General features: G+C 70.2%; 20 protein-coding genes. 16 read left to right on the top strand and 4 right to left on the bottom strand.

From position 1 onward, the window contains the following. Positions 1 to 11: 11 nt before the first annotated feature. Positions 12 to 488, top strand: a complete 477-nt coding sequence (locus tag AB0H62_RS31910; RefSeq protein WP_360590185.1) for a type II 3-dehydroquinate dehydratase — start codon at positions 12 to 14, stop codon at positions 486 to 488. A 198-nt stretch (positions 489 to 686) separates the two neighbouring features. On the opposite strand, the gene AB0H62_RS31905 is transcribed toward AB0H62_RS31910, so the two are convergent. Both AB0H62_RS31905 and AB0H62_RS31900 read right to left on the bottom strand, forming a co-directional pair. Continuing rightward, positions 687 to 1,799 (bottom strand): Gfo/Idh/MocA family oxidoreductase, encoded by a 1,113-nt coding sequence (locus AB0H62_RS31905; RefSeq protein WP_360590183.1) that lies wholly within the window; start codon positions 1,797 to 1,799, stop codon positions 687 to 689. 215 nt (positions 1,800 to 2,014) lie between these two features. Next, positions 2,015 to 2,803, bottom strand: a complete 789-nt coding sequence (locus tag AB0H62_RS31900; protein ID WP_360590181.1) for a TetR family transcriptional regulator — start codon at positions 2,801 to 2,803, stop codon at positions 2,015 to 2,017. Between the two features lie 278 nt (positions 2,804 to 3,081). On the opposite strand from AB0H62_RS31900, the gene AB0H62_RS31895 reads away from it, so the two are divergent. The 8 genes from AB0H62_RS31895 to AB0H62_RS31860 are packed head-to-tail and all read left to right on the top strand — an operon-like array spanning position 3,082 to position 13,788. Then, on the top strand, positions 3,082 to 5,241 hold the full coding sequence (locus AB0H62_RS31895) for a N,N-dimethylformamidase beta subunit family domain-containing protein (protein ID WP_360590179.1): 2,160 nt from the start codon (positions 3,082 to 3,084) through the stop codon (positions 5,239 to 5,241). A 40-nt stretch (positions 5,242 to 5,281) separates the two neighbouring features. After that, positions 5,282 to 6,283 carry a sugar ABC transporter substrate-binding protein gene (locus AB0H62_RS31890; RefSeq protein WP_220239760.1) on the top strand — a complete coding sequence of 334 codons (1,002 nt, stop codon included), beginning with the start codon at positions 5,282 to 5,284 and terminating at the stop codon, positions 6,281 to 6,283. 8 nt (positions 6,284 to 6,291) lie between these two features. After that, on the top strand, positions 6,292 to 7,833 hold the full coding sequence (locus tag AB0H62_RS31885) for a sugar ABC transporter ATP-binding protein (RefSeq protein ID WP_220239761.1): 1,542 nt from the start codon (positions 6,292 to 6,294) through the stop codon (positions 7,831 to 7,833). Then, entirely contained in the window at positions 7,830 to 8,837 is a 1,008-nt protein-coding gene (locus AB0H62_RS31880) for an ABC transporter permease (protein WP_220239762.1), read from the top strand. Before AB0H62_RS31885 ends, AB0H62_RS31880 begins: the two co-directional genes overlap by 4 nt. A 43-nt stretch (positions 8,838 to 8,880) precedes the next feature. Beyond that, the gene (locus tag AB0H62_RS31875) at positions 8,881 to 9,678 is read left to right on the top strand and encodes a DeoR/GlpR family DNA-binding transcription regulator (RefSeq protein WP_360590176.1); all 798 of its coding nucleotides are present in this window, start codon (positions 8,881 to 8,883) and stop codon (positions 9,676 to 9,678) included. Next, positions 9,675 to 11,126 carry an FGGY family carbohydrate kinase gene (locus AB0H62_RS31870; RefSeq protein WP_360590175.1) on the top strand — a complete coding sequence of 484 codons (1,452 nt, stop codon included), beginning with the start codon at positions 9,675 to 9,677 and terminating at the stop codon, positions 11,124 to 11,126. The genes AB0H62_RS31875 and AB0H62_RS31870 overlap by 4 nt, the downstream gene beginning before the upstream one ends. After that, the gene (locus AB0H62_RS31865; RefSeq protein ID WP_360590173.1) at positions 11,126 to 12,535 is read left to right on the top strand and encodes an NAD(P)/FAD-dependent oxidoreductase; all 1,410 of its coding nucleotides are present in this window, start codon (positions 11,126 to 11,128) and stop codon (positions 12,533 to 12,535) included. Before AB0H62_RS31870 ends, AB0H62_RS31865 begins: the two co-directional genes overlap by 1 nt. Further along, entirely contained in the window at positions 12,532 to 13,788 is a 1,257-nt protein-coding gene (locus AB0H62_RS31860; protein ID WP_360590170.1) for an FAD-dependent oxidoreductase, read from the top strand. Before AB0H62_RS31865 ends, AB0H62_RS31860 begins: the two co-directional genes overlap by 4 nt. A gap of 195 nt (positions 13,789 to 13,983) precedes the next feature. Here AB0H62_RS31860 and AB0H62_RS31855 read toward each other — a convergent pair whose 3' ends face one another. After that, entirely contained in the window at positions 13,984 to 14,895 is a 912-nt protein-coding gene (locus AB0H62_RS31855; protein WP_360590168.1) for a LysR family transcriptional regulator, read from the bottom strand. A 123-nt stretch (positions 14,896 to 15,018) separates the two neighbouring features. Between AB0H62_RS31855 and AB0H62_RS31850 the strand changes: the two genes are divergently transcribed. Next, the gene (locus tag AB0H62_RS31850) at positions 15,019 to 16,170 is read left to right on the top strand and encodes an alkene reductase (RefSeq protein ID WP_360590166.1); all 1,152 of its coding nucleotides are present in this window, start codon (positions 15,019 to 15,021) and stop codon (positions 16,168 to 16,170) included. Between the two features lie 257 nt (positions 16,171 to 16,427). Here the strand turns inward: AB0H62_RS31850 and AB0H62_RS31845 are convergent, their stop codons facing one another. Further along, complete coding sequence (locus AB0H62_RS31845; RefSeq protein ID WP_220239769.1) at positions 16,428 to 17,765, bottom strand: acyl-CoA dehydrogenase family protein; 1,338 nt, start codon at positions 17,763 to 17,765, stop codon at positions 16,428 to 16,430. Positions 17,766 to 17,905: 140 nt separating this feature from the next. Between AB0H62_RS31845 and AB0H62_RS31840 the strand changes: the two genes are divergently transcribed. The 6 genes from AB0H62_RS31840 to AB0H62_RS31815 all read left to right on the top strand — a co-directional run bounded on the left by AB0H62_RS31840 (position 17,906) and on the right by AB0H62_RS31815 (position 22,734). Then, on the top strand, positions 17,906 to 19,108 hold the full coding sequence (locus AB0H62_RS31840) for a LytTR family transcriptional regulator DNA-binding domain-containing protein (RefSeq protein WP_360590163.1): 1,203 nt from the start codon (positions 17,906 to 17,908) through the stop codon (positions 19,106 to 19,108). 94 nt (positions 19,109 to 19,202) lie between these two features. Continuing rightward, positions 19,203 to 19,325 carry a hypothetical protein gene (locus AB0H62_RS31835; RefSeq protein ID WP_360590161.1) on the top strand — a complete coding sequence of 41 codons (123 nt, stop codon included), beginning with the start codon at positions 19,203 to 19,205 and terminating at the stop codon, positions 19,323 to 19,325. A 220-nt stretch (positions 19,326 to 19,545) separates the two neighbouring features. After that, positions 19,546 to 21,009, top strand: a complete 1,464-nt coding sequence (lnt, locus tag AB0H62_RS31830; RefSeq protein WP_360590159.1) for an apolipoprotein N-acyltransferase — start codon at positions 19,546 to 19,548, stop codon at positions 21,007 to 21,009. Between the two features lie 71 nt (positions 21,010 to 21,080). Continuing rightward, positions 21,081 to 21,272, top strand: a complete 192-nt coding sequence (locus AB0H62_RS31825) for a hypothetical protein (protein WP_360590157.1) — start codon at positions 21,081 to 21,083, stop codon at positions 21,270 to 21,272. Further along, a complete protein-coding gene (locus AB0H62_RS31820) occupies positions 21,217 to 22,053 on the top strand; it encodes a transporter substrate-binding domain-containing protein (protein WP_360590155.1) in 837 nt (278 codons plus the stop codon). The genes AB0H62_RS31825 and AB0H62_RS31820 overlap by 56 nt, the downstream gene beginning before the upstream one ends. A 21-nt stretch (positions 22,054 to 22,074) precedes the next feature. Further along, entirely contained in the window at positions 22,075 to 22,734 is a 660-nt protein-coding gene (locus AB0H62_RS31815; RefSeq protein WP_360590153.1) for an amino acid ABC transporter permease, read from the top strand. The last annotated feature ends 9 nt before the right edge of the window (positions 22,735 to 22,743 follow it).

The raw sequence follows: 22,743 nt of genomic DNA, 5'->3' as shown, positions 1-22,743 counted from the left end.
GACGGGAACTGATGCGAATCGCCGTCCTCCACGGTCCGAACCTCAACTTGCTGGGGGCGCGCCGGCCGGAGAAGTACGGGACCACCACACTCGCCGAGATCACCGCCGACGTTGATCAGACCGCGGCGCAGTGGGGCGCCACGGCCGTTCACTACCAGTCGAACCACGAGGGCGCGCTCGTCGACTGGGTGCACGCCCACCGCGACGCGGTCGACGCGATCGTGATCAACCCGGCCGGACTGACCCCGGTGGCCTACTCGCTCCTCGACGCCATCCGGGACACCGACCGGCCGTTCGCCGTCGTGCACATCTCTCAGTGGCACGCCCTCGACGGCAAGGAACGCAACGACATCTTCGCCCCCTTGGCCGCGGTGTACCTCGCCGGCGCGGGCTGGCACGGTTACGCCCTGGCCGTCGAGGCACTCGTGTTCAAGGTTCAGAACCGGGTGGCAGCGGAGGCATCGGGGAACGCGGCCGCGGGGTGGTGAATCAGGCCTCAGCAGAGGTCCAGGTCGGCCCCCACTGTGGTTCTGGTCAACCGCAAGTACAAGAGGTTGCCCGCCTGTTCAGGATTGACCGCGGCCGCGTGCATGTGGATCCGGACTTCGCCGGGGCTGGGGTGCGGGGTCGGCCGCTCGATTGCGCCGAGCACTACGCGTCCGCCGTGACGAGGATGCCAACTGCCTTCACCGCGTGACTCCGCCTGCCGGGATGAGCTGGCGCACGCCGGTGGAGGCTGCGCGGTTCACGGCGTCGATGAAGCGGTGGCGGTGGAGTGCGTGCCGGAAGTCCGGGACGAGTGAGGTGTTCTCCGCGAGGTCGCGGGCGTGCTGCGCGTATAGCTGCGCGACGTTGTGCGCGGGTCCGGAGAGGTCGCGAGGGACGTCGGTGTAGTAGGCGTCGGGCACCGTCAGGGGGTGCACCGTGGTGTCGTCGCCGCGGCCGCCGGAGAGGGTGAGATCGGCGACCTGGAAGTTGCCGTTGGAGGAGGTAAGGACAAGGTCGCCCGCGGTGCCGTTGATTTCCCAGCGCAGGTTGTCGCCGCGGGAGACGCCGCCACGGTAGTAGATCGAAGCCGCGGCGCCGCTGGTGAGCACACCGCTGATCGCGACGTGGTCGGGAGCGGTGACGGTGAGGATGCTGCCGTCGTCGGCGACCGTGACTTGGTCGCGGCGGCGCACGAGGTCCGCGGTGATGCCGGCGAAGTCGCCGACGACGTGATTGACCGCATCGAGCGCGTGCATGGTCGGGACGGTGAACGTGGTGACGCCCTTCTTGTCGTCGTACCAGTAGGAGTTCGCCTTGGTGGCCGTCGGCCCCCACGCGGCACCGGAACCGACGAGTGTGGTGCCGAGGATGTCGCCGACATACCCGTCTGCGATCAGATCGCGGGCGTAGCGAACCTCGGGCGCGAACCGGCCCTGCAGGCCGGCGATCGTCCTGACGCCCTTCGCGGCGGCGATGCGGGTGAGCTCCTCGGCGTTCTCGAGATCGATCGCGAGCGGCCACTCGGTGAAAACCGTCTTGCCCGCGGCCACGACGGCGGTCGTCAGCTCACGATGGTGCGAGACCTTGACCGCGACGACGACGATGTCGACGTCCGGATCGGCGATGAGGTCGGCATGGTTGTCGTAGCCCTTCACGCCGAACGCCTCGGCTGCCGCGTCAGCGGACACGCGCCTGGAGGTGCTCACGGCCCGCAGGGCGAAACCCCGGAGGGCGGCGAGTGCGGGAACGTGACTGATGGCAGCCCAGCCGGTGGTGCCGCCACCGATGATGCCGACGCCGATCTGATTCATCGGTTTGCTTCTCCTCTGACTTGAAGGTGGGGATTGGTGGGATTTCTGGACCGGGTATCGAGTGGCTTCCTCGCCTGCGAACTCGATCTCCGGCATCGACGCCTGTTGGACGCCGGACCCGCGCGAGAGACGGGCACAACCACTCTTTCTGTAATGACTGATCGTTCCTGAATTAAGGCATGGTCTCGGTTCAGTTGCCGTTCTGGGACTTGGACTCAGCAGAAGCAGGTCAGGGCGAGGTCCACCGTCGCCATGAGTGTGGCGCGGTCGGGTCGGATGGCGCCGACGACCCGGAGTCCCTGGATGGTGGTGACGAGCAGTCGCGCCGTTGTCGCGGCACTGCGGTCGGCGGGGAGCTCGCCGGCGGCCTGGCCGCGAACGATCAGCTCGAACAGTGCATCCTCGAGTGACTGGATGGTGCCCTGCAGACGATCACGCACGGCGAGATCGCGGTGCGCGAGCTCGGTCGCCGCGCCAACCACGAGGCAGGCCTCACGGTTACCGTCCTCGACGGTCGCGTCGACCACGCCCACCAGAACCTCGCGAATGACCGCCTTGGTGTTCACGCCTTCCTTGAGCAGGCCGACGATCGGCTCCGCGTACCGCTCTCGGTACCGGTCGAGGACGGCCAGGTAGAGGCCTTCTTTGCTGCCGAATGCCGCGTAGAGCGACCCTCGGCCGACGCCGGTGGCGTCCACGAGGTCCTGGATCGACGTCCCCGCGTAGCCTGCCCGCCGGAACGCCGACATGGCGGTCTCGATCGCCGCGTCGGTGTCGAATTCTCTCGTCCGTGCCACGAAGTGACCGTACTTGTTATGGAATGACCGGTCAAGTAATGAGCTGGAGGTGTAGGTCGCGCCGCTGACGGTGTCGATCTGCGTGCTCTGCGCCTGCAGTACCTCCTGGTTGAGCACGGGCACCGCGGCGGAGTTGATGCGCACGTCGCGGCCGGACTCCTCGGGTACCTGCAGCACACGCGCGGCCGTGATGTTCCTGCCCGCCACTCTTCCCGACCCTGCCCACTGCGATCAGCGGCGACCACGCCTGGACCGCGGCTCACGGCTGAGGGTGACCCGGCGGCGCCCGACGAACGCCGTCGTCCCCGGATCGCGCGCCATGCCGGCGCCGTAACGAGAACGTGATGAGCGGAAACCTCCTCGTAAATACGAGGTATTGCGTGGAAGTTCGGTCACAGGTACGGTCCTCGCAATCAGAAACCGCAGGGCAGGCCCGACCGTTGTTGTGGAAGTTCGGGCACTAGGCGATTGGGCGGAGAGCGTTCATGAGGTTGATCGGCTACCTGGACCAGCTGTCCGCCCGGCCGGGGGACTCGCTCCCGGTCCGGATCAGCGGTGACGGCGGGCAGGTCACGGTCGATCTCGTCCGGCTCCTGCATGGCGACACGAACCCGCTCGGCCCCGGCTTCCTCAGCACCGACGTGGCTTCCGTCCCCAGCCAGGTCGTGGTCGCGGGGGAGCAGGTCACGCCGGTGGGCTCCTGCCTGCGAGCGGACGACGTCGTCCCGGTCGGCACCACCCGGCTGAGCGCCGGCGTGGTGATCTGGCCGACCACTGTGGACGCGGGCCGGGAGCAGGGTGTGCTGAGCGTGGTGGACGCCGGGGGTGAGCCGGTCGTCGCGGTGACACTCGGGGAATCCGGCCGCCTTCGGCTGTCCACCGGTGCCGGTGCGGTGCTGCTCGAAGCCGCCCGGCCGCTGGCGAACCGGCGCTGGTACCGCGTCTGCGCCGAGGTCGGCGCCGGTGGTGTGGCATTGGAAATCGTGCCGCTGGAACCGTTCCCGGGCGACGAAAAGCCGGTCAGCCTGCGTGGCGAGTCCGAAGTGGACCTTTCGGCCGCGAGCGGGGTGGTGGTCGCCGCGCTGCGCTGCCCGTCGGAGGGCACCCGGTACTTCCCCGGTGCCGTGTTCAACGGGAAGGTCGAGCATCCCGTGCTCTCCTCCGGTGAAGACACGCTCGCCGAGTGGGCCTTCGAACGCGGTTTCGCCACCGACACCGCCGAGGACGTCTCCGGCCGGGGCCGGCACGGGCTGCTGGTGAACAAACCGGCGCGCGCGATGACGGGGCACACCTGGACCGGCGAGGTGCACGACAGCGCCGCCGCGCCGGAGCAGTACGCCGCGATCCACTTCCACGACGACGACCTGATCGACGCCGGCTGGCCCGAGACGGCCCGGGTGGACCTGCCGGCCGACCTGCCGAGCGGCATCTACGCGGTCCGGCTCCGCGGGACCACCCGGGACGGCGAGGAAACCGACCACATCCCCGTCGTGGTGGCGCCCGCGACCGGTGCGCCCCGCCCGAAGGTCGCCTACCTGATCCCGACCTTCACCTACCTGGCCTACGCCAACGAACGCCTCCAGCACCGCCTCGACTACGAGGCCGCCGGCATCACCGATCATCCGATCACGCCGGGACTGCACGACGTGACGCTCGCCGAGCACCCGGAGTTCGGAGCCAGCCTCTACGACCTGCACAGCGACGGCTCCGGCATCTGCTACACGAGCGCGTTGCGGCCGATCCTCAACCTGCGCCCGGACTACCGCATGTGGCTGCAGAACGCGCCGCGCAGCTTGGGTGCCGACCTCTACCTCGAGCACTGGCTCGTCCGAAGCGGTGTCGAGCACGACGTGCTCAGCGACCACGACCTGCACGCCGACCCCGAGCACGCGCTGGACGGCTACCAGGTGGTGCTCACCGGCTCGCACCCCGAGTACTACAGCGGGGCGATGCTCGACGCGCTGCAGCGTCACGTCGACACCGGACACTGCCTGATGTACCTGGGCGGCAACGGGTTCTACTGGGTCACCTCGCAGGACCCGGGACAGCCGGGTGTGCTGGAGGTGCGTCGCTCGGGTGGCATCCGGACCTGGGAGATCCAGCCGGGGGAGGGCCACCACTCGACCACCGGCGAGCCGGGTGGGCTGTGGCGCTGGCGCGGCCGGTCGCCCAACAAGCTCGCCGGAGTCGGCATGTGCAGCCAGGGCTGGGACGAGAAGGCCCCGCCCTTCGAGCGCGCCGCACTGTCCTACGAGCCCGAATGGGCCTGGGTTTTCGAAGGCATCGACGACCATCTCATCGGTGACTTCGGTCTGATCATGAACGGCGCGAGCGGCGACGAACTCGACCGCTGCGACTTCGCACTGGGCAGCCCGCCGAACACGGCTGTGCTGGCCACCTCACAGCGCCACAGCGACTTCTACCAGCTCGCCGTCGAGGACGTGCTGATGCTCGCCCCCGGGCTGGGCGGCAGCGAGTCCGATCTCGTCCGCTCCGACATGGTGATCGTCGAGCGCCCGGGCGGCGGTGCGGTCTTCTCCGTCGGCTCCATCTGCTTCACCGGCTGCCTGCCGTGGAACGGCTACGAGAACAACGTTTCCCGGCTGCTGAACAACGTGCTCGGCAACTTCCGCGCCCGCGTCTGAAAATCGGTCCCCCCGAATCCCGATTGCAGGGAGAATTTCGATGAAACACCCCGTCCCGTTCCGCCGGCTGGCCGGCGCCACCGCGGTGGCCCTCTTGACTCTGTCCCTGGCCGCTTGCGGTGGCATCACCCAGGACAGCGGCTCGGCCTCCGGCGGCCAGTCGTGCAAGCGCTCCACCGACAAGGTGATCGGCTTCGACTACCCGTTGACGTCGCTGTCGGTCTACGGCGACCTCAAGCGGTTCGCCGAGCAGCGAGCCACCGCGCGCGGGTACCAGTTGAAGTACACCGCCGACGACGAGGATCTGCAGAAGCAGACCCAGAACGTGCAAACGTGGGTCACGCAGAAGATCCCCGCGATCGTGTCCTACCCGCTCGAGCCGGCGTCGATGGAACCGCTCGCACAGCAGGCGCGGGGCAACTGCACGGTGTTCGTCTCCTACGCCTCGCCGCTGAAGAACCAGGACGCCTCGGTGCTGTTCAGCGGCCTCGAGAGCGGTCAGGCGCTTGGCAAGACGGCCACCGAGTGGGCCAAGCAGCACCAGGGACCGGTGAAGGTGCTCGTGCTCAACAACCGGGACCTCGCGGTGGGTGCGCAGCGCGACGACGGCCTGAAGGCGTCCTTCGCCGCGGGTGGCAACGTCGAGATCGTCTCCACGCAGAAGGCCGGCACCCGCGCGGACGGCGAGCAGATCGCCCGTACCGTCCTGCAGGCGCACCCTGACCTCAACATGGTGCTCGGGTACGACGACGACGTCGCCCTGGGCGCGCAGCAGGCGTTCCTCAACGCGGGCAAGAACCCGAAGGACCCGGGCATCTTCATCGGCGGCCAGGACGGGTCGAAGGAAGGCCTTCAGGCGGTGTCGCAGGGCGGGATCTACCGGGTCTCGGTCGCGGTGCGCATCCGTGACATCGGCTTCGCGGTCACCGACGTGGCGGCGGACCTGTTGGAGGGCAAGCCGAACAAGGGTGTGAACGTCCCGCCGGTCGCGCTCACCGCGAGCACCCCCTCGCTCAAGGACTACCTGAGCGACTACAGCTGAGGAACCCGATGACGCTCACCATTCGAGGCCTGGTCAAGGGATACGGCGCGGCCACCGTCCTCAAGGGAGTCGATCTCGACATCGCTCCCGGAGAGGTGCACGCGCTGCTCGGCCCCAACGGCGCCGGCAAGTCGACCTTGATCAAGTGCATCGGCGGAGTGGTGACCCCGGACGCGGGTGAGCTGGCGCTCGACGGCGAGTCGCTGGGCCAGCTCACCCCGAACCGGGCCTTCGCCGCCGGGATCGCCACCATCCACCAGCACCTCTCGCTGATCGACGTGCTGTCGGTGAGCGACAACCTGTTCCTCGGCCAGGAGAAGACCGTCGCCGGGGTGCTCGACCGGGCCGGCCAGCGGCGGGTCACCGCCGAGCTGCTCGACCGGTTCGGCCTCGACGTCGCGCCGGGGACGAAGGTCGGCGGACTGCCCATGGGCACCAAGCAGCTCCTCGAGATCGCGAAGGCGTGGCACCGCACCGACGTGCGGGTGCTGATCCTCGACGAGCCCACGGCGTCGCTGTCGGAGAGCGAAACGGAACGGCTCTTCGCCGAGATCGCGAAGATGAAGGACGGCGGGGCGCGCATCGTCTACACCACGCACCGCCTGGGCGAGGTCTTCCGCATCGCCGACCGGGTCACGGTCCTTCGTGACGGTGTGGTCGCGTTGCGGGAGAAGGTCTCCGATGTCGCGCCGGAGCGGATCGTCGAGGTGATCTCCGGCGGTACCGGCGCGCCGACGGCACCGGCCGAGCCCGCCGACCTCGGTCCGGTCCGGCTGCGGCTGCGGGACCTGGCCGGCCCGCGGTTCGGGCCGATCGACCTCGACGTGCGATCCGGCGAGATCCTCGGCCTCTACGGTGTGCTCGGCTCCGGCCGCACGTCGCTTCTGGAGACACTCGCCGGCGGCTACCGCGCCGCCGGCGGCAGCGCGGAGGTCGACGGCGAACGGTCGGCACCGCGCACCCCGGCGGGTGCGGTGCGGCGCGGGATCGCGCTCGTCCCGTCGGACCGGCTCCGGCAGGCGCTGTGGCCGACCCGCAACGCGGCGGACAACCTGCTGCTCCCGTCGTACCGGCGGCTCGCGCGGTTCGGCCTTCGGCGGCACGGTCGCGAGAAGCGGCTGTTCGCCGAGACCGCCCGGCAGGTCGACCTCCAGCCGCCCGACGGCGGACGCAAGGGCGGCCAGTTCTCCGGCGGGAACCAGCAGAAGCTCGTCCTCGGCCGCTGGCTCGCGCGGGCCGGGGAGCTCGGTGTGCTGTTGCTCGACGAGCCGACGCAGGGCGTCGACGTCGGGGCCCGGCGGCAGATCTACCAGGTGTGCCGGGAGCTGGCCGCCCGCGGTCTCGCGGTGGTCTTCGCGTCTTCGGATGCCCAGGAGGTCGCCCTGCTCGCGCACCGCGCCGTCGTGATGGACCGCGGCCGGCTCACCACCGAGCTGACCGGCGAGGACATCACCGAATCCGCCTTGCTCGCCGAAGCCCATCAGTTCACCGGTGTCACCACTGACCTGCCCGACGACGCCGCAGCCACGCTCCCGGAGGTACGCCCATGACGACGGCAACCGTCACCCCCGAGGGGAGTACCACCCGGCGTACGCCGGTGCTGGAGCTCGTCCTGCGGTCGGCACTGCTGATCGGCCTGCTCGTGTTGGTCGGCTTCTTCACCAGCGGGTCGGACCTGTTCCTCACCGTGGGGAACATCAAGAACATCGCGCTGTCGGGCGCCGTGCTGCTCATCGTCGCGGTGCCGCAGGCGGTGCTCGTGATCATGGGCTACGTGGACCTGTCGGTGGGGTCGGTGGTCGGGCTGTCCGGGGTGGTCACCGGGCTGCTCATCGTCGACCATCACCTGAACTGGGGGCTGGCCGTGCTCGCCGGCCTCGTCGTCGGCGCCGTGGGTGGTCTGGTCAACGGCGTACTCGTGTCCTACACCCGGCTCAGCCCGATCATCGTCACGCTCGGTACTTTGCAGCTGTATCGGGGGATCGCGCAGTTCCTGCGCTCGGACCCGCCGGCCGACTTCGGCACGGGGATGTCGCTGCTGGGGCGTGGTATCTACGCCGGCATCCCGGTCCCGGTGTGGATCGCGTTCATCGTGTTCGGGCTCGGCGCGCTGTTCCTCTACGGCACGCCCGCCGGCCGCCAGGTCTACGCGATCGGCGTCAACCGGGAGGCGGCGTTCCTCTCCGGGATCGCGACGAAACGGTTGCCGCTGCTGGTGTTCGTGGTCACCGGTCTCGCCGCCGGCCTCGGCGGGGTGCTCTTCGCGGCGCGGCTCGACTCCGCGCCGCCGAGCACGCTCGGCGCCAACTTCGAGCTGCAGGTGCTCACCGCGGTGCTGCTGGGCGGGGTCGCGTTCAGCGGCGGCCGGGGGACGATGCTCGGTGTCCTGCTGGGGGTGGTTTTCCTCGGCGTGCTCAACAACGGTATGACCTTGATGAACGTGCCGTACTTCGCACAGGCCATCGCGACCGGCGCGGCCCTCGTGGTCGCGGCCGGCCTGGACGAACTCGGGCAGCAGGCCGGCGCTCTGCGCCGGGTGCTCCGGAGAACGTGATGGGCCTGGCTCGCTCGTGCATTTGAGGAAGGTAGGGGGAAACGTGCTTCCCGACGAACGCCGCAGGCGGATCCTGGCGCTGCTGAACAGCAGCGAGGTGCTCCGGCCCGCGGACATGGCGGTCCAGCTCGACGTGTCGCCGGAGACCATCCGGCGCGATCTCGTGCTGCTGGAACGCGAAGGCGCCATCCGCCGCGTGTACGGGGGTGCCGCCAAGGCCAAGAACCTGTCCCGCAGCGCCGAGCCCGGCCGGGTGGAGCGCGAGAACATCGAGCGGGAGGCCAAGGCGGAGATCGCCGAGGTGGTCGCCTCGATCGTCGGTGACGACGACACGGTGTTCCTCGACGTGGGCACCACTGTGCTCGCCGCCGCCCGCGCGCTGCCCGAGTCGTTCCGCGGCCGCGTGGTCACCAACAACCTCGGCGCGGTCCTGTCGATGGCCGGCCGGGACGCGGTGAACCTTCACCTCGTGGGCGGCCGGGTCCGGCACGACGAGCTGACCTGCTCCGGGCCCGACGCCGAGGACCAGGTCAGCAACTTCTTCGCGGACAAGGCGTTCCTGGGCTCCGGCGGGGTCCACGCGACCGGCGGGCTCACCGACTACCACCTCGACGAGATCGCCGTCCGGCGCCGGATGATCAGCAACGCGGCCGAGGTCTACGTGCTGGCGGACGGAAGCAAGCTCGGGCACGTCGCGCTGCGGAAGGTCTGCGAGCTCGACCGCATCACGGCGCTGATCACCGACTCCTCAGCGGACCCCGAAATGGTCGCGCAGCTGCGCGACGCGGGGCTGACCGTCGTGCAGCCGGCCGTGGCCGGAGCCGAGGACGCGGCCTCATGACCGGAGCCGTGCTCGCCATCGACCAGGGCACGTCGGCGACCAAGGCGCTCGTCGTCGCCGAGGACGGCACCGTGCTGGCCGAGGTCGACCGGCCACTGTCCGTGCGGACGCCGAAACCGGGTGCAGTGGAGGTCGATCCGGGCGAGCTGCTGGCGTCGGTTCTCGACGCGGGCCGCGCAGCCGTCGCGGCGGCCGGGGTGGGTGCCGGCGTCGTCGGACTCGCCAACCAGGGCGAGACGGTGCTGGCGTGGGACCCCGCGACGGGAGAAGCCCTTTCGCAGTGCGTGGTGTGGCAGGACCGCCGGGCCGTCGAGGTGTGCGAGTCCCTGCGCGACGTCGCCGACCGGCTCGGCGAGATCAGCGGCCTGCCGCTCGACCCGTACTTCTCCGCCCCGAAAATGCGCTGGCTGCGGGAGCACGTGGGCGCAGGGGGAGTGGTCACCACCACCGACACGTGGCTGTTGCATCGGCTCACCGGCGAGTTCGTCACGGACGTCGCGACCGCGTCGCGCAGCATGCTGCTCGACCTCGAGTCCGGCACCTGGTCGGACGAGGCCTGGGAGCTGTTCGGGCTGACCGAGCGCCGTCCGCGGCTGGCCGGCAACGACGAAGTGGTCGGCACTACCAGCGCATTCGGCACCGAGGTCCCGGTGGCCGGGGTGATCGTCGACCAGCAGGCTGCGCTGTGGGCGCAGCGCTGCCGGGAACGCGGCGAGGCGAAGTGCACGTACGGCACCGGCGCCTTCCTGCTCGTCAACACCGGTGACCGGCCGCAGCGCAGCGAAGCCGGGCTGACCCCGTCGATCGCGTGGCAGATCGCGGGGCAGCGGCGCTGGTGCCTCGACGGGCAGGTGTACACCGTGGGCAAAGCGGTGTCCTGGCTGCGCGACGTCGGCCTGCTCGGCTCGGCCGGCGAGCTCGACGCGCTCGCGTCCACAGTGGACGACACGGGCGGGGTCTTTTTCGTGCCGTCGCTCGCCGGGCTGGCCGCGCCGCACTGGCAGCCGGGCGCGACCGGTGGCTTCCTGGGACTGAACCTGGCGGCGACCCGGGCGCACTTGGCCCGCGCGGTCTGCCTGGGGATCGCCGCGCAGATCGTGGACCTCGTCGACGCCGCGGCGGCGGACCTCGGCGGCACCGCGCCCAGGCTGCGGCTCGACGGCGGGCTCACCCGGTCGCGAGTCTTGGTGCAGCTGCAGGCCGACTTGCTGCAGGCACCGGTGGAGGTGGCCGCCGCCCCGCACGCGACCGCGCTCGGCGTCGCCGACCTGGCGCAACGCGGTGCCGTCGGCCGCCCGTTGCCCGACCCGCGGCCGGGCACGGTCGTCGAACCGAGCCGGCCGCCCGCCTGGGCCGCCGACCAGCTGGGCCGCTGGCGGTCCGCGCTGGAGGCGACCCGGCAGTTCAGCGGCGAAGGCCGCGTGTTTCCCGGAAGGGCTGATTCCTGATGCCAGTGCCCGAGTACGACCTGGTCGTGATCGGAGCCGGAGTGGTCGGCTCCGCGCTGGCGCGCGAGTTCACACTGCGCGGCCGGTCCGTGGCGCTGGTGGACGCGCGCTCCGACGTCGGGGACGCGACCAGCAAGGCCAACACCGCGATCCTGCACACCGGCTTCGACGCGACGCCCGGCACCACCGAGTCGCGGCTCGTCGCCCGGGGGTACCGGCTGCTGTCCGACTACGCCGCCAAGGCGGGGATCCCGGTCGAGCCGCTGGGCGCCCTGCTGGTCGCCTGGGACGACGAGCAGCTGGCGGCACTGCCGGGGCTGGCCGAGAAGGCCGCGGCCAACGGCTACCACGAGACCCGGCTGCTTGACCCCGCCGAGTTGGCGCGGCGCGAGCCCCACCTCGGCCCGGGCGCGTTGGGTGCCCTGGAGGTGCCGGGGGAGTCCATCATCTGCCCGTGGACGACCACGCTGGCGTTCGCGACGGAGGCGGTGCGCCACGGTGCCGAACTGCTGCTCGGCCACACCGTGACCGGCGCCGAGCCGGGCGCGGGCCACACGGTGCTGCACACCGACCGGGGACCGGTCCGCGCCCGGTCCGTGGTCAACGCCGCCGGCCTCGGCAGCGATCACGTGCACGCGATGTTCGGGCACGAGTCGTTCACGATCACCCCCCGCCGCGGCCAGCTCATCGTGTTCGACAAGCTCGCGCGGTCGCTGGTGAACCACATCCTGCTGCCGGTACCGACGAAGATGGGCAAGGGCGTGCTGGTGAGCCCGACCGTCTACGGCAACGTGATGCTCGGTCCCACCGCGGAGGACCTGACCGACCGCTCGGCCACCGAGTCCACAGAGGACGGCCTGGCCATGTTGCGGGAGAAGGGAAACCGGATCGTCCCCGCGCTGCTGCGCGAGGAGGTCACCACGATCTACGCCGGCCTGCGGGCGGCGACCGAGTTCGGCGACTACCAGATCTCGTTCCACCCCGATCAGAGGTACGTGTGCGTGGGTGGGATCCGGTCGACGGGGCTGACTTCGTCGCTCGCGATCGCCGAGTACGTCGGGGCTGAGCTGGCGGGCTGGCCGGGCGAGGCTATGCCGGGGCCGCGTGCGGACGTCGTCCCGCCGCAGATGCCGTATCTCGGCCAGGTGGACGTCCGCCCGGCCGAGGACGCGGAGCTGATCGCGAAGGACCCCGCCTACGGCGAGATCGTCTGCTTCTGCGAACGCGTCAGCCGCGGTGAGATCCGCGACGCGCTGCACAGCGAAATCGCACCATCCACTGTGGAGGGGCTGCGCCGCCGTACCCGGGCCGGGATGGGCCGGTGTCAGGGTTTCTACTGTGGGGCGGTGGTTTCGCGCATGGTCGACGAGGGCGCGGACGCGCCCGTGAAAGCGGAGGCCGTGAAGTGAACGAGCGGATCAGGCACGATGTCGACGTCGCCGTGATCGGCGGCGGGCCGGCCGGGCTCGCCGCGGCGGTCGCGCTGCGCCAGGCCGGGGTGGAGCGGGTCGAGGTGCTGGAGCGGGAGGTCGTCGCCGGCGGGATTCCACGGCATTCCGCGCACACCGGTTACGGCCTGCGGGACTTGCGGCGGATCATGACCGGGCCGGCCTACGCCCGGCGGTACGCCGCGCTGGCCGCGGTGGCCGGCGTCACCGTACGCACCACGACCATGGTCACCGGCTGGTCCGGCGACGGCGGGCTCGAGGTGACGGCGCCGGACGGGCTGTCAGTCGTGCACGCCTCGGCGGTGCTGATGGCCACCGGCGCCCGGGAGCGCCCGCGCCCGGCGCGCTGGGTGCCGGGCGACCGTGGCCAGGGGGTGTACACCACCGGGCAGCTGCAGCAGACCGTGTACCTCCACGGCCGGCCGGTCGGACGGCGCGCGATCGTGGTGGGTGCCGAGCACGTCGGCTTCTCGGCGATGATGACGTTGCGGCACGCCGGGGTCGAGGTCGCGGCGCTGACCACCGAGCTGCCGCGGCATCAGAGCTACCTGCCGTTCCACCTCGGCGCGCGGTGGATGCTGCGCGTCCCGGTGCTGACGGGCACCCGGGTCGTCGCGGTGCGGGGCAAGCCGCGGCTTGCGGAGGTCGAGCTGGAGCGCGTCGCCGACGGGCACCGGTGGACCGAGGCCTGCGACACCGTCGTGTTCACCGGCGACTGGGTGCCGGACCACGAGCTGGCCCGGACGGCGGGCGTCGGGATGGACGCGCGCACCCTCGGGCCGGTGATCGACGCGACCGGGGCCACCAGCACGCCGGGGCTCTTCGCCGCCGGAAACCTTTGTCACCCGGTCGAAACCGCGGACGTCGCGGCGCTGTCGGGCCGCCACGCGGGCCGTTCGATCGCCCGCTGGCTGGCCGGCCGCGCGGCCTCGGCGGCCGGCGCCGGGGTCCCGATCGAGGTCGACGGCCCGCTGGCCTGGACCAGTCCGCAACGCATCTCGTCGTCGGCGGACCTCCCGGCGCGCGGCCGGGTGATCCTGCGGCCGAGCGTGTTCGCCCGCCTGCCGCGGGTGCGGGTCAGCCAGGGCGACCGGGTCCTTTGGCAGGGCCGGCTTCCGCAATTCGTCCCGTCCCGCCCGGCGCTGCTGCCGGCCTCCTGGCTCGCCCGCGTGGACCCGTCGGGCGCCGCGGTGCGGATCGAAGCGCTGGTCTGACCGTCCGTCCACGGTGGACGATGCTGGGCACCCATCGCAGGAACAGGCCCTTCGTGCTGTCCACGCCGGAGGGGCACTCGTGGCGGCGGTCGAACTTCCGGATCCGGTTCTGGCGCCCGAGGAACTCGTGCTGCCGGTTTTGGGTCACCGACGTGATCTCGGTGCGGGTACGCGGTCGGCTGTCCATAACTCGGGTCAACCGCGTACCTGCCGGGGATTCGGTGTCGGGTGTACCTCGTCGAGCAGCTCCAGAAATGCCTGCGCGGCAGCACTGGGCCGTCGAGTTGCCGAAGTCGCCACGGTGAGCTGCCACAGGAGTTCGTGATCGGCGACCTCCACGGTGGCCAGCCCGGCGGGGTCGTCGACCAGGAATCGGCCGAGGAAACCGATTCCGAGTCCGGCGCGGATGAAGTGCACGGCTGTCCCGATGTCGGCGACCTCCAGGGTGACCTCCCGTTCGATGCCGGCGCTCGCGAAGGCTTGATCGGCGATGATGCGGTTGCCGAAGCCTGGCGGGGAGTCGATGAAGGGGAATTCGGCGAGCTGCGACAGCGAGACCCGGCCCATGCCCGCCAGCGGGTGCTCCGCAGGGACGTAGAGCACCAGCGGGGTCATCTCCAGCACCCTGACCCGCAACCCGGCCGGCGCCGGGCCGGGAAGGGAGAGGAAGGCGACGTCGAGCTGGCCGTCTCGCAGTTCCTGCGCCAGCCCCGTCGATCCGGCGAGCGCCGCCCGGAGCCGGACGGTGACTCCTGGATGGCGGGCGCGCAGCGTGGCGAGGATGCCCGGCGTGTCGATGAGGTTGACCGAGGTGAGCGTGCCGACGGTGACGGTTCCCTGAAGCGTGCCGCCGAGCTCCTGCACCGCGTCCTTGGCGGCGCGGGCGGAGTCCAGTGTTTCTCGCGCCCGGGGCAGGAAGACGCGCCCGGCCGGGGTGAGCGTCACTTCGTCGCGTCCACGGTCGAACAGCCGGGAGCCCAGCTCGCGTTCCAGCGCTTTGACCGTCGCCGACACCCCCGACTGGACGACGTGCAGACGGCGTGCCGCCGGGGTGAACCCGCCCGTGTCGGCCACAGCGAGAAAGTGCTCGAGGTGTCGTAGTTCCACGACCCGATTATCACTCATGGTGCTGGAAGAAATCTGTAGTCATCGTTGGACATGATTCAGGTCCGGAGAGAAGGTGAACTGGTCAAGATCTTCTCTTCCACACACGAAACCGAGGAGGCGCACGTGTCCGGCTCGTCACCGACGGTGCAGCAGCCGCTACTCCGCCCCTACGACCTTGGCGATCTGTGGTTGCGCAACCGCGTCGTGATGGCCCCGATGACCAGGGCGCGCGCGGAGAACCGCGATCTCGCGCCGATGCCGATGCACGCCGAGTACTACCGGCAGCGGGCCGGCGCCGGATTGATCGTGTCCGAAGGCACGTGGATCAGCCCCGGCGCCATCGGTTCGGTCAATGTTCCCGGCCTCTACAGCGACGAGCAGGTCGCAGGCTGGACGGAGGTGACGGGTGCCGTGCACGCCGAGCGCGGGGTGATCTTCTCGCAGCTCGCTCACACTGGCGCCAGCTCGCATCCGGACTACCACGGCGGGCATCTGCCGGTCGCGCCGTCCGCGGTCAACCCCGGGGGACGGGTGTTCACCCCCGCCGGCGGGTTCACCGACACGGTGACGCCGAGGGCGCTGACCGTGGACGAGATCGCCGAGATCGTGGAGCAGTACCGTTGCGCGGCGGCCAACGCGCGCCGCGCCGGGTTCGACGGTGTCGAGATCCACGCCCAGCGTGGCTACCTGATCGCCCAGTTCCTGAACCCCGCGCTCAACCTGCGCACCGACACCTATGGCGGCAGCGCCGAGAACCGCGCGCGGTTCCTGTTCGAGATCCTGGAGGCGGTGACCGGCGTCTGGGGTCCGCACCGCGTCGGCGTGAAGTTCGCGCCCTACCAGGAGATCGGCTCGACCACCGGAGTGGCACCGGAACTGCTGACCGGCCACGAGCACGTCGCCGAGCGGCTCAACGACCACCCGCTCGCCTACCTGCACCTCATGATGACGAGGCGGCCCAACGAGCTCGTCACGCCGGATCAGCGCCGTGCTTCGCTGGTCCGGTTCCGCCCGCGGTACCGCGGCACGCTGGTCGCCAACGCCGGCATGGACCAGGAGTCCGGCAACCTGGTGATCACGGAAGGCTTGGCCGACCTGGTGTCCTTCGCGCAACTGTTCATCGCGAACCCGGATCTGCCCACTCGATTCGAGCGCGGCCACCCGCTCGCCGTCGCCGATCGCGAAACCTTCTACCAAGGTGGTACCAGCGGCTACGCCGACTACCCGGCCTACGCCGGGGAACCCGAATCCCAGCCCGTGGGGAGTGTCCGATGACGGCCTCAAGCGCTACCCGGAGTTCACCGCGACGCGGTGGTTTTCGACGGCCGAAGCCGACCGGTTCATCGGGCGCGGCCCGGCGACCGGAAAGCCGGGCACGCTCGTCCATACTCGATGCCGGGGTAGAGGAGAGCGTCGCTGTTTTTCTGGACGCGCTGCGGTGCGCGGGTCGACGTCGCCGGGTACCGGTTCCGCGAGGCCGGCGCCCAGCGCCCGGGTGCGTCCGGTGAGGGGCGCACCCGAGCGCCCGCCCGTCACACGGGAAGCGGGGTCTCCTGGTAGGTGGGGACCGTGTCGATGGTCTCCATGAACTTCGTGAACGGCACGAACTCGTCGTCCATCAGCGCACGCGGGTTGTAGTCCGGGCTGGCGAGCACGCCGTGGACGCGACGGCGCTGCATGCCGAAGTTGCCGGCATCGTAGAGCGGCAGCACTGCGGCCTCGCGCAGCAGCTTCTCGAACTCGTGCTGCTTGTCCAGGCTGTTCACGCCCACGACCTGCATGCACTTGTAGACCGCGTCGAACATCAGCTCCGTGCATTGGATCTTGCACATCGCGCCGATCAGCTCGCCGTGGTAGTCGTGCTGGTCCAGGAAGTGCGCGGTCTTCCAGCAGAAGCAGCGGCACATCTCGATCCGCGCCGCGACGTCCCCGAGCACATAACCGACGTTCTGGTGGTTGATGATCGGGCTCGGGCCACCGGCGGTGTAGGTCCGCGCCCACTCGAGGGCGGATTCGTAGGCGGTCCGGGCCACACCGACCGCCGCGATCCCGGCCACCGGCCCCGACCAGGCGAAGTTGCGGTTGATCAGCAGGTCGCCGTTGCCGCGGGTGCCCTCGACGAGGTTGTTCGCGGGAACCCGGGCGTCGGTGAAGACGATCTCGGCGTTGGGGGTGAGCCGATGCCCCATCTTGCTGATGAGGTTGTAGCTGACACCGGGGGTGCCGCGCTCGATCATGATCGCCGAAAGCCCCTCGGTGCCGCCCTTCGACGGGTCGGTGCGCACCACGACGATGCTCGCGTTGGCACCCTGCCCGTCCCAGCCCGCGACGTTGCACGGCCAGTACTTGCGGCCGTTGAGCACGTAGTGGTCGCCATCGAGCGTGGCCGTGACACCGATTCCGACGGGTGAAGCATCGGGTGCGTCGAAGTTCGCCGTGCCGCCAGGGCTGCCGGCCGGCTCGCTCACCGCGTAGCCGACGATGTACTCGCCGGTCGGGTCCGAGGTGGCCGCGCGCAGGAAGCGGTCCTTCTGCTCGTCACTGCCCCAGTACCAGACGGGCATCAGGCCCAGCCCGTTGACCAGGATGGTGCAGGCGAAACCCGGGTCGACGGCGCACACCTCCTCGGCGGCCAGGATGAGGTCCACATTGGACACCCCACCGCCGCCGTACTGCGTGGGCAGCATGCAGAACGCGATGCCGGCGCGGTAGGCCTGCACATAAGCGTCCTTGGTCATCTGGAAGGCGCGCAACGGGTCCGTCTCGGCGTCGGCCGCGCGGACCACCGGCGCGAGTATGTCGCGGGCGAAGGCGCGGGTGCTCGCCTGGAGTTCCCGTTGTTCCGGGGTGAGGGTGAAGTCGATGGCCATGACGAAACCTCCCTGCAATCGGGTCGTCGGATCGGCCGGAATCGTCGATCTGCCCGGGTGAGGAGTACGCGGACGCTATCCCGGCCGGCCACGTCGGTCCTAGTCTGTTCAGGGGGCCGCCCGAACGCGAGGAGGTCGGCATGGACGGTCAGTCGGCCGGCGCCGGCGGGCACGAACCCGGAATGAACGGCACCGCCGCGATCCCGCCTGCGATCCAGGCGTCCTGGCAGCGCTGCCGCGAGGTCTACGGCGTTGCCCCCGACACTCCGCCGCCCGACCCGTCTGCCGACTCGGTTGCGGCGCCGAGCAGCGTCGTGTCGGCCGCCCGCTCACTGGCGGCCGACATCACTCGAACCGACGGGGTGGTGGCGGTCGCGGCCGGCGACGGGCGGGTCGCCGCGGTGTTCGGGAGCCGTTCGGCCGTCGCGCTCGCGGGCGCACACCAGCTCGCGCCCGGGCACGACTGGTCGGAGAGCAGCCGCGGTACCAATGCCCTCGGCACCGCGCTGCTCGACGGACACGCCGAGGTGACCGGTTCCGAGCACTGGCGCGGTGACCTGGCCGACTGGTCCGGCGCGGGCGTCGCGGTGGCCGGCCCCGACTGTCCGCGGCCGTGCGCGGTCCTCGCGTTCCTGGTGCACCGCCGTCCGCTGCCGGCGCTCGCGATCGCGCGGCTGCACTGTTGCGCCCAGGAACTGGGCCTCGGCCTGCGTCGCCGGCACGACGACGTGCTCACCGAGCTGGCCGGATCGCTGCTACCGCAGGCCGCCGACGACGCCGGACCGCTGGCGGTCATCGACCGGCGCGGGCGGCTTGTGACGGCGAACGAGGTCGGGCGCGCGGTGCTCGGCTCAAGCGCGCGTGCCGGCGCGCTGCGGCTGGCCGCCTGCACGGAGGACGGGTGCCCGATCACCGTCCAGCCCATCCAGCACGACGGGCAGCTCATCGGCACGCTCCTCACCACCAGTACGGCCTCACCGCCGGCGATCGAGGCCGCCCAAGCGCCGGTGTTCCGGGTCGCCGGCATCCACGGCGGGCACATCCTGCTCATGGCCCCGGCCGAGATCCGGGTCGCGCAGGCCGAGGGCAAGACCGTGTGGCTGCTGACCGACCGGGGCCGGCTGCGGGCACTGAACCACACCCTGAGCCGGCTGGCGACGCGGCTGGCACCACACGGATTCCTGCGGGTGCACCGACACTGCGTGGTGAACCTGTACCGGGTGCGCGAAATCGCCCCGACCTTCCACGGCAGGTTCGCACTCGTCCTGGACGGGCCCGATCGCGAGACCGTCGCGGTGTCGCGGCGGCATCTGGCCGAGGTCCGTCGCGCGCTGGGCCTTTGAGAGGCGACCGTCGGCGTCGCGGGGAAGGTCATGCTCCAGGCGATTTCCGAGCGATCCCGCCAGTCCCGGAGCGGGAGGCGCCGGAAAGATCGGGGTGGAGTCGGTCGGCGTCTTGTTCGAACGCCGGACGTTCCACGCTCTGCTCGCCGCCCACGACCAGAAGGAAGGCATGGCCGCGTTCACCGAGAAGTGCCCACCCGGGTTCCACCACGCCTGACTCAGGTCGGACCGTGCATCGGCGGTAACCCGTTTGACGTAGTCCTGGTCGGCGCGGTACTGCCTGGTAGGGGTGGGCGCGCGGAGAATGCTCGGCGGGCCGGGAGGTGCGGTGACCTGGCCCGACTCACGCCTGGCGGGAGTAGCGTGCTTGTATGCCTGTTGCCGTGCGGGTGCGTCGGTGGGCGGTGCGTGGGCTGGCTTTGCCGTGTGGTGGCGTGGTGGCGCTGGCCTTCCCGGCTGCCGATGCGTGGTGGCTGGGGTGGGTCGGGCTGGTCCCGCTGGTGTTGTTGCTCGGGCGCGCGGGCTCGTACGGTGAGGCGGCTTGGCGGAGTTCGCTTGCCGCGGTCGGGTTCTTTCTCGTTGCGCTGCAGTGGCTGCTGCCGAACATCGGAATGCTGGCGCTTGTGGTGGGCGTTGTGGTCGCCGCCCTCTGGGTGCCGTTCGGGCTGGCGACGTATGGGTTGCTGCGAGAACCGTCCGGTGCGCGGGTGGCCTTGGCGGTGGTGGTGCTGCCGTCGGTCTGGGTCAGCGTCGAGGCGCTGCGTTCCTGGGAAGGTCTGGGCGGTGCCTGGGGTCTTGTCGGTCTGACGCAGTGGCAGGTGCGGCCGGTGCTGGCCGTGGCGTCGCTGGGCGGGGTGTGGTTGCTCAGCTTCGTGCTGGTGGCGGTCAACGTCGGGCTTGCTGCCGTGTTCCTTCCCGGCGCCGGCCGGGCAGCGCGATTGCTCGGGGGAGGGCTCGCCGTCGTGCTCGCCGCGCTCGCGATCGGCTATGGGCTGCTCCGGCCGGAACCGGTGGTGACCGGCAGCGTCCGCGTGGTGGGGGTGCAGCCTGGCGTCGTGTACGGAGGAGACGAGCGTTTGGCGGCGCATCTGGACTTGACCCACAGGGCCGCCGGTCTGGGGCAGGACATGGTGGTCTGGGGCCAGAGCAGCGTGCCATTCGACCCGGCGCGCCGTCCCGATGTGTTGGGCCGGTTGCGCCAAGCCGCGACGATCGCGGGAAGTGACGTACTGGTCAACGTCGACGCGCGCGCAGCGGACGGTCGGATCAGGAAGACGACTCAGCAGTACGGACCCGGTGGTTTGGTTGGTACGTATGAGAAGCGGCGGCTGGTCCCGTTCGGCGAGTACGTGCCGATGCGGCAGCTGCTGGGAAAGGTGCTTCAGGGCACCGCCATCGCCGAGGAAGATCGGGCCCCGGGCCGAGAGCCGGTGGTGCTGCGGGTCGGCGGGACACGGGTGGGCCCGCTGATCTCCTACGAGTCGATCTTTCCCGACCTGCGCCGGGAACTCGTTCGACTGCACGCCGACGTCACGGTGGTGCAGGGCTCGCTCACGTCGTTCCACGGAACCTGGGTGCAACCGCAACAGGCGAGTGCCGAGGCGGTGCGGGCGGTGGAGTCCGGCCGGTCCGCCGTCCTGGTGGAGCTGAACGGAACGTCCGCGGCGTTCGACGCCCGGGGCAGGCAGCTGGCCTGGATGCCGCCGGACGAGCGCGGGATCTTCGTGGTCGATGTGCCGCTGTACGAGGAGATCACTCCCTACGTGCGGTGGGGCGACTGGGTTCCGCGCACGGCGGGAGCGATCACTGTGATCGGCATCGCCCTGCTGGTCGCGCGCTGGGCGTCGTCGAGAGCGACCGGGCTTCACGGACGATCTTCGTCGACCGGACAGGGGCGTTGACGACCTGTCGGCCGACTGCCAAGGTGTGCGCGTCGGCGTGTTCGACGTCGATGCGGCCATTGTGGCCAGGCGTGCTGGCGGAACGGATGTGGTCGCGCGTGCTGATCGGGGGGTTGCTGCAGCTGTCGCCGAGGACGTTGAAGGACCAGGCCGCTGGCGTGCTGCCACATCACCGATTTGGCAAGCACTACCGGTTCACCCGAGGCGATGTTGCCGAGATCGTGCGACTCGGCGAAGCCGGCACGGCGGCGAATGTCCTTTGAGGACCTTGACCGGAAGGCTGCTGAGGACTGGGGCGGGGAGCAGGAGGCTTTGATCCGGCGGAACCTGTGGCTGGATCCGCGTGATGGCGGGACCGGGTTTGACGACTTGGCCGAGGAGCGGCTGGATGCTGTGTCTCCACGGCTGGAGTTGAACACGGTCGCCGGCAGCAGCGCACGAGAACGAATCCGGCGGCCAGAACCGGATCCGGAAAGTCAGTCCATCGCCACCGCGACCCCCGACGGCAGCGCCACGAACCGCCACGGGACCGGGTCGATGTCGACGACTCCGGTGTCAGGTCTGCGAGTGACGCCCGACCGCCAGAAGGTCGTCGACTTCTCCGAACCGATCGGCTACGACGACGCCGTGGCGGTGTACCCGCAGAAGGAAACCGGCATCACCGGGCCGGAAAGCATCAAGGGCAAGAGCGTCTGCGTCGTCGCGGGCTCGTCCAACGGCGAGGCACCGGTGCAGCGCATCGGCGGCGCGGCGAAGATGACGCGTTACCCCGGACAGGCAGAAGCGTTCTCCGACTTGAAGAACGGCCGCTGCGACCTGATGGTCACCGGCCGGATCCTCGCGCTGTACTGGATCAAGTCGGGTGACGGCGCCGGCTACGCGGTGTCGCAGAACGGCACGGACGGGACGGCGCTGGCCGTGGGCGTGCCCAAGGGCTCCGACGCGCTGCTGCAGGCCGTCAACAAGGCCATCGACGACGCCAAGAAGACCGGCGCGTACGTGAGCATCGCGCAGAAGTGGCTCGGCCAACCGTTCAAGCAGTGAGCGCGACGAAGGGGAAACCCCATGAATCTTGACTTCTCCGTTGTGGCACAGTACTTTCCCCTGCTCCTGGACGGTTTGCTGGTCACCGTTGAGGTTTCGGCGATCACCCTGGTCCTCGCGACCGTGCTCGGCACCTTCATCGCGATGGCCCGGATCTCGCACCGCCAGTGGCTCCGGGTCCTCGCGGCGATCTACGTGTGGATCATGCGTGGCACGCCGGTGCTGCTGGTGCTGTTCTTCATCTACTACGCGGCACCGAGTTTCGGCCTGCAGCTGCCGGCGTTCGCCGCGGCCGTGATCGGCATGACGCTGAACTCCGCCGCGTACAAGGCGGAGATCATCCGATCCGGCATCGAAGCGATCCCCCGTACGCAGACAGAGGCCGCCTTCGCGGTGAACATGACCTACGTGCAGACGATGCACCGGATCGTGCTGCCGCAGGCGGTGCGGATCGTCATCCCGCCCTACATCAACAACGCGATCCTGCTGGTGAAGAACAGTGCGCTGGTCTCCGTGATCACTGTGCCGGACCTGATGCTCAACGCGCAGCAGATCGTGTCGAGCACCTACCGCGCCGTCGAGATCCTCGGCACCGCGGGCTTGCTGTACTTGGTCGTGACCAGTCTGCTGATGCTGGCGCAGCGCTACAGCGAACGACGCTTCGCCCTCCCTGACCGATGAGCCGATCGA

It is taken from the genome of Amycolatopsis sp. NPDC050768 (genome assembly GCF_040654155.1).
Taxonomy (GTDB): domain Bacteria; phylum Actinomycetota; class Actinomycetes; order Mycobacteriales; family Pseudonocardiaceae; genus Amycolatopsis.
This window is presented reverse-complemented; position numbering and strand designations above follow the sequence as displayed.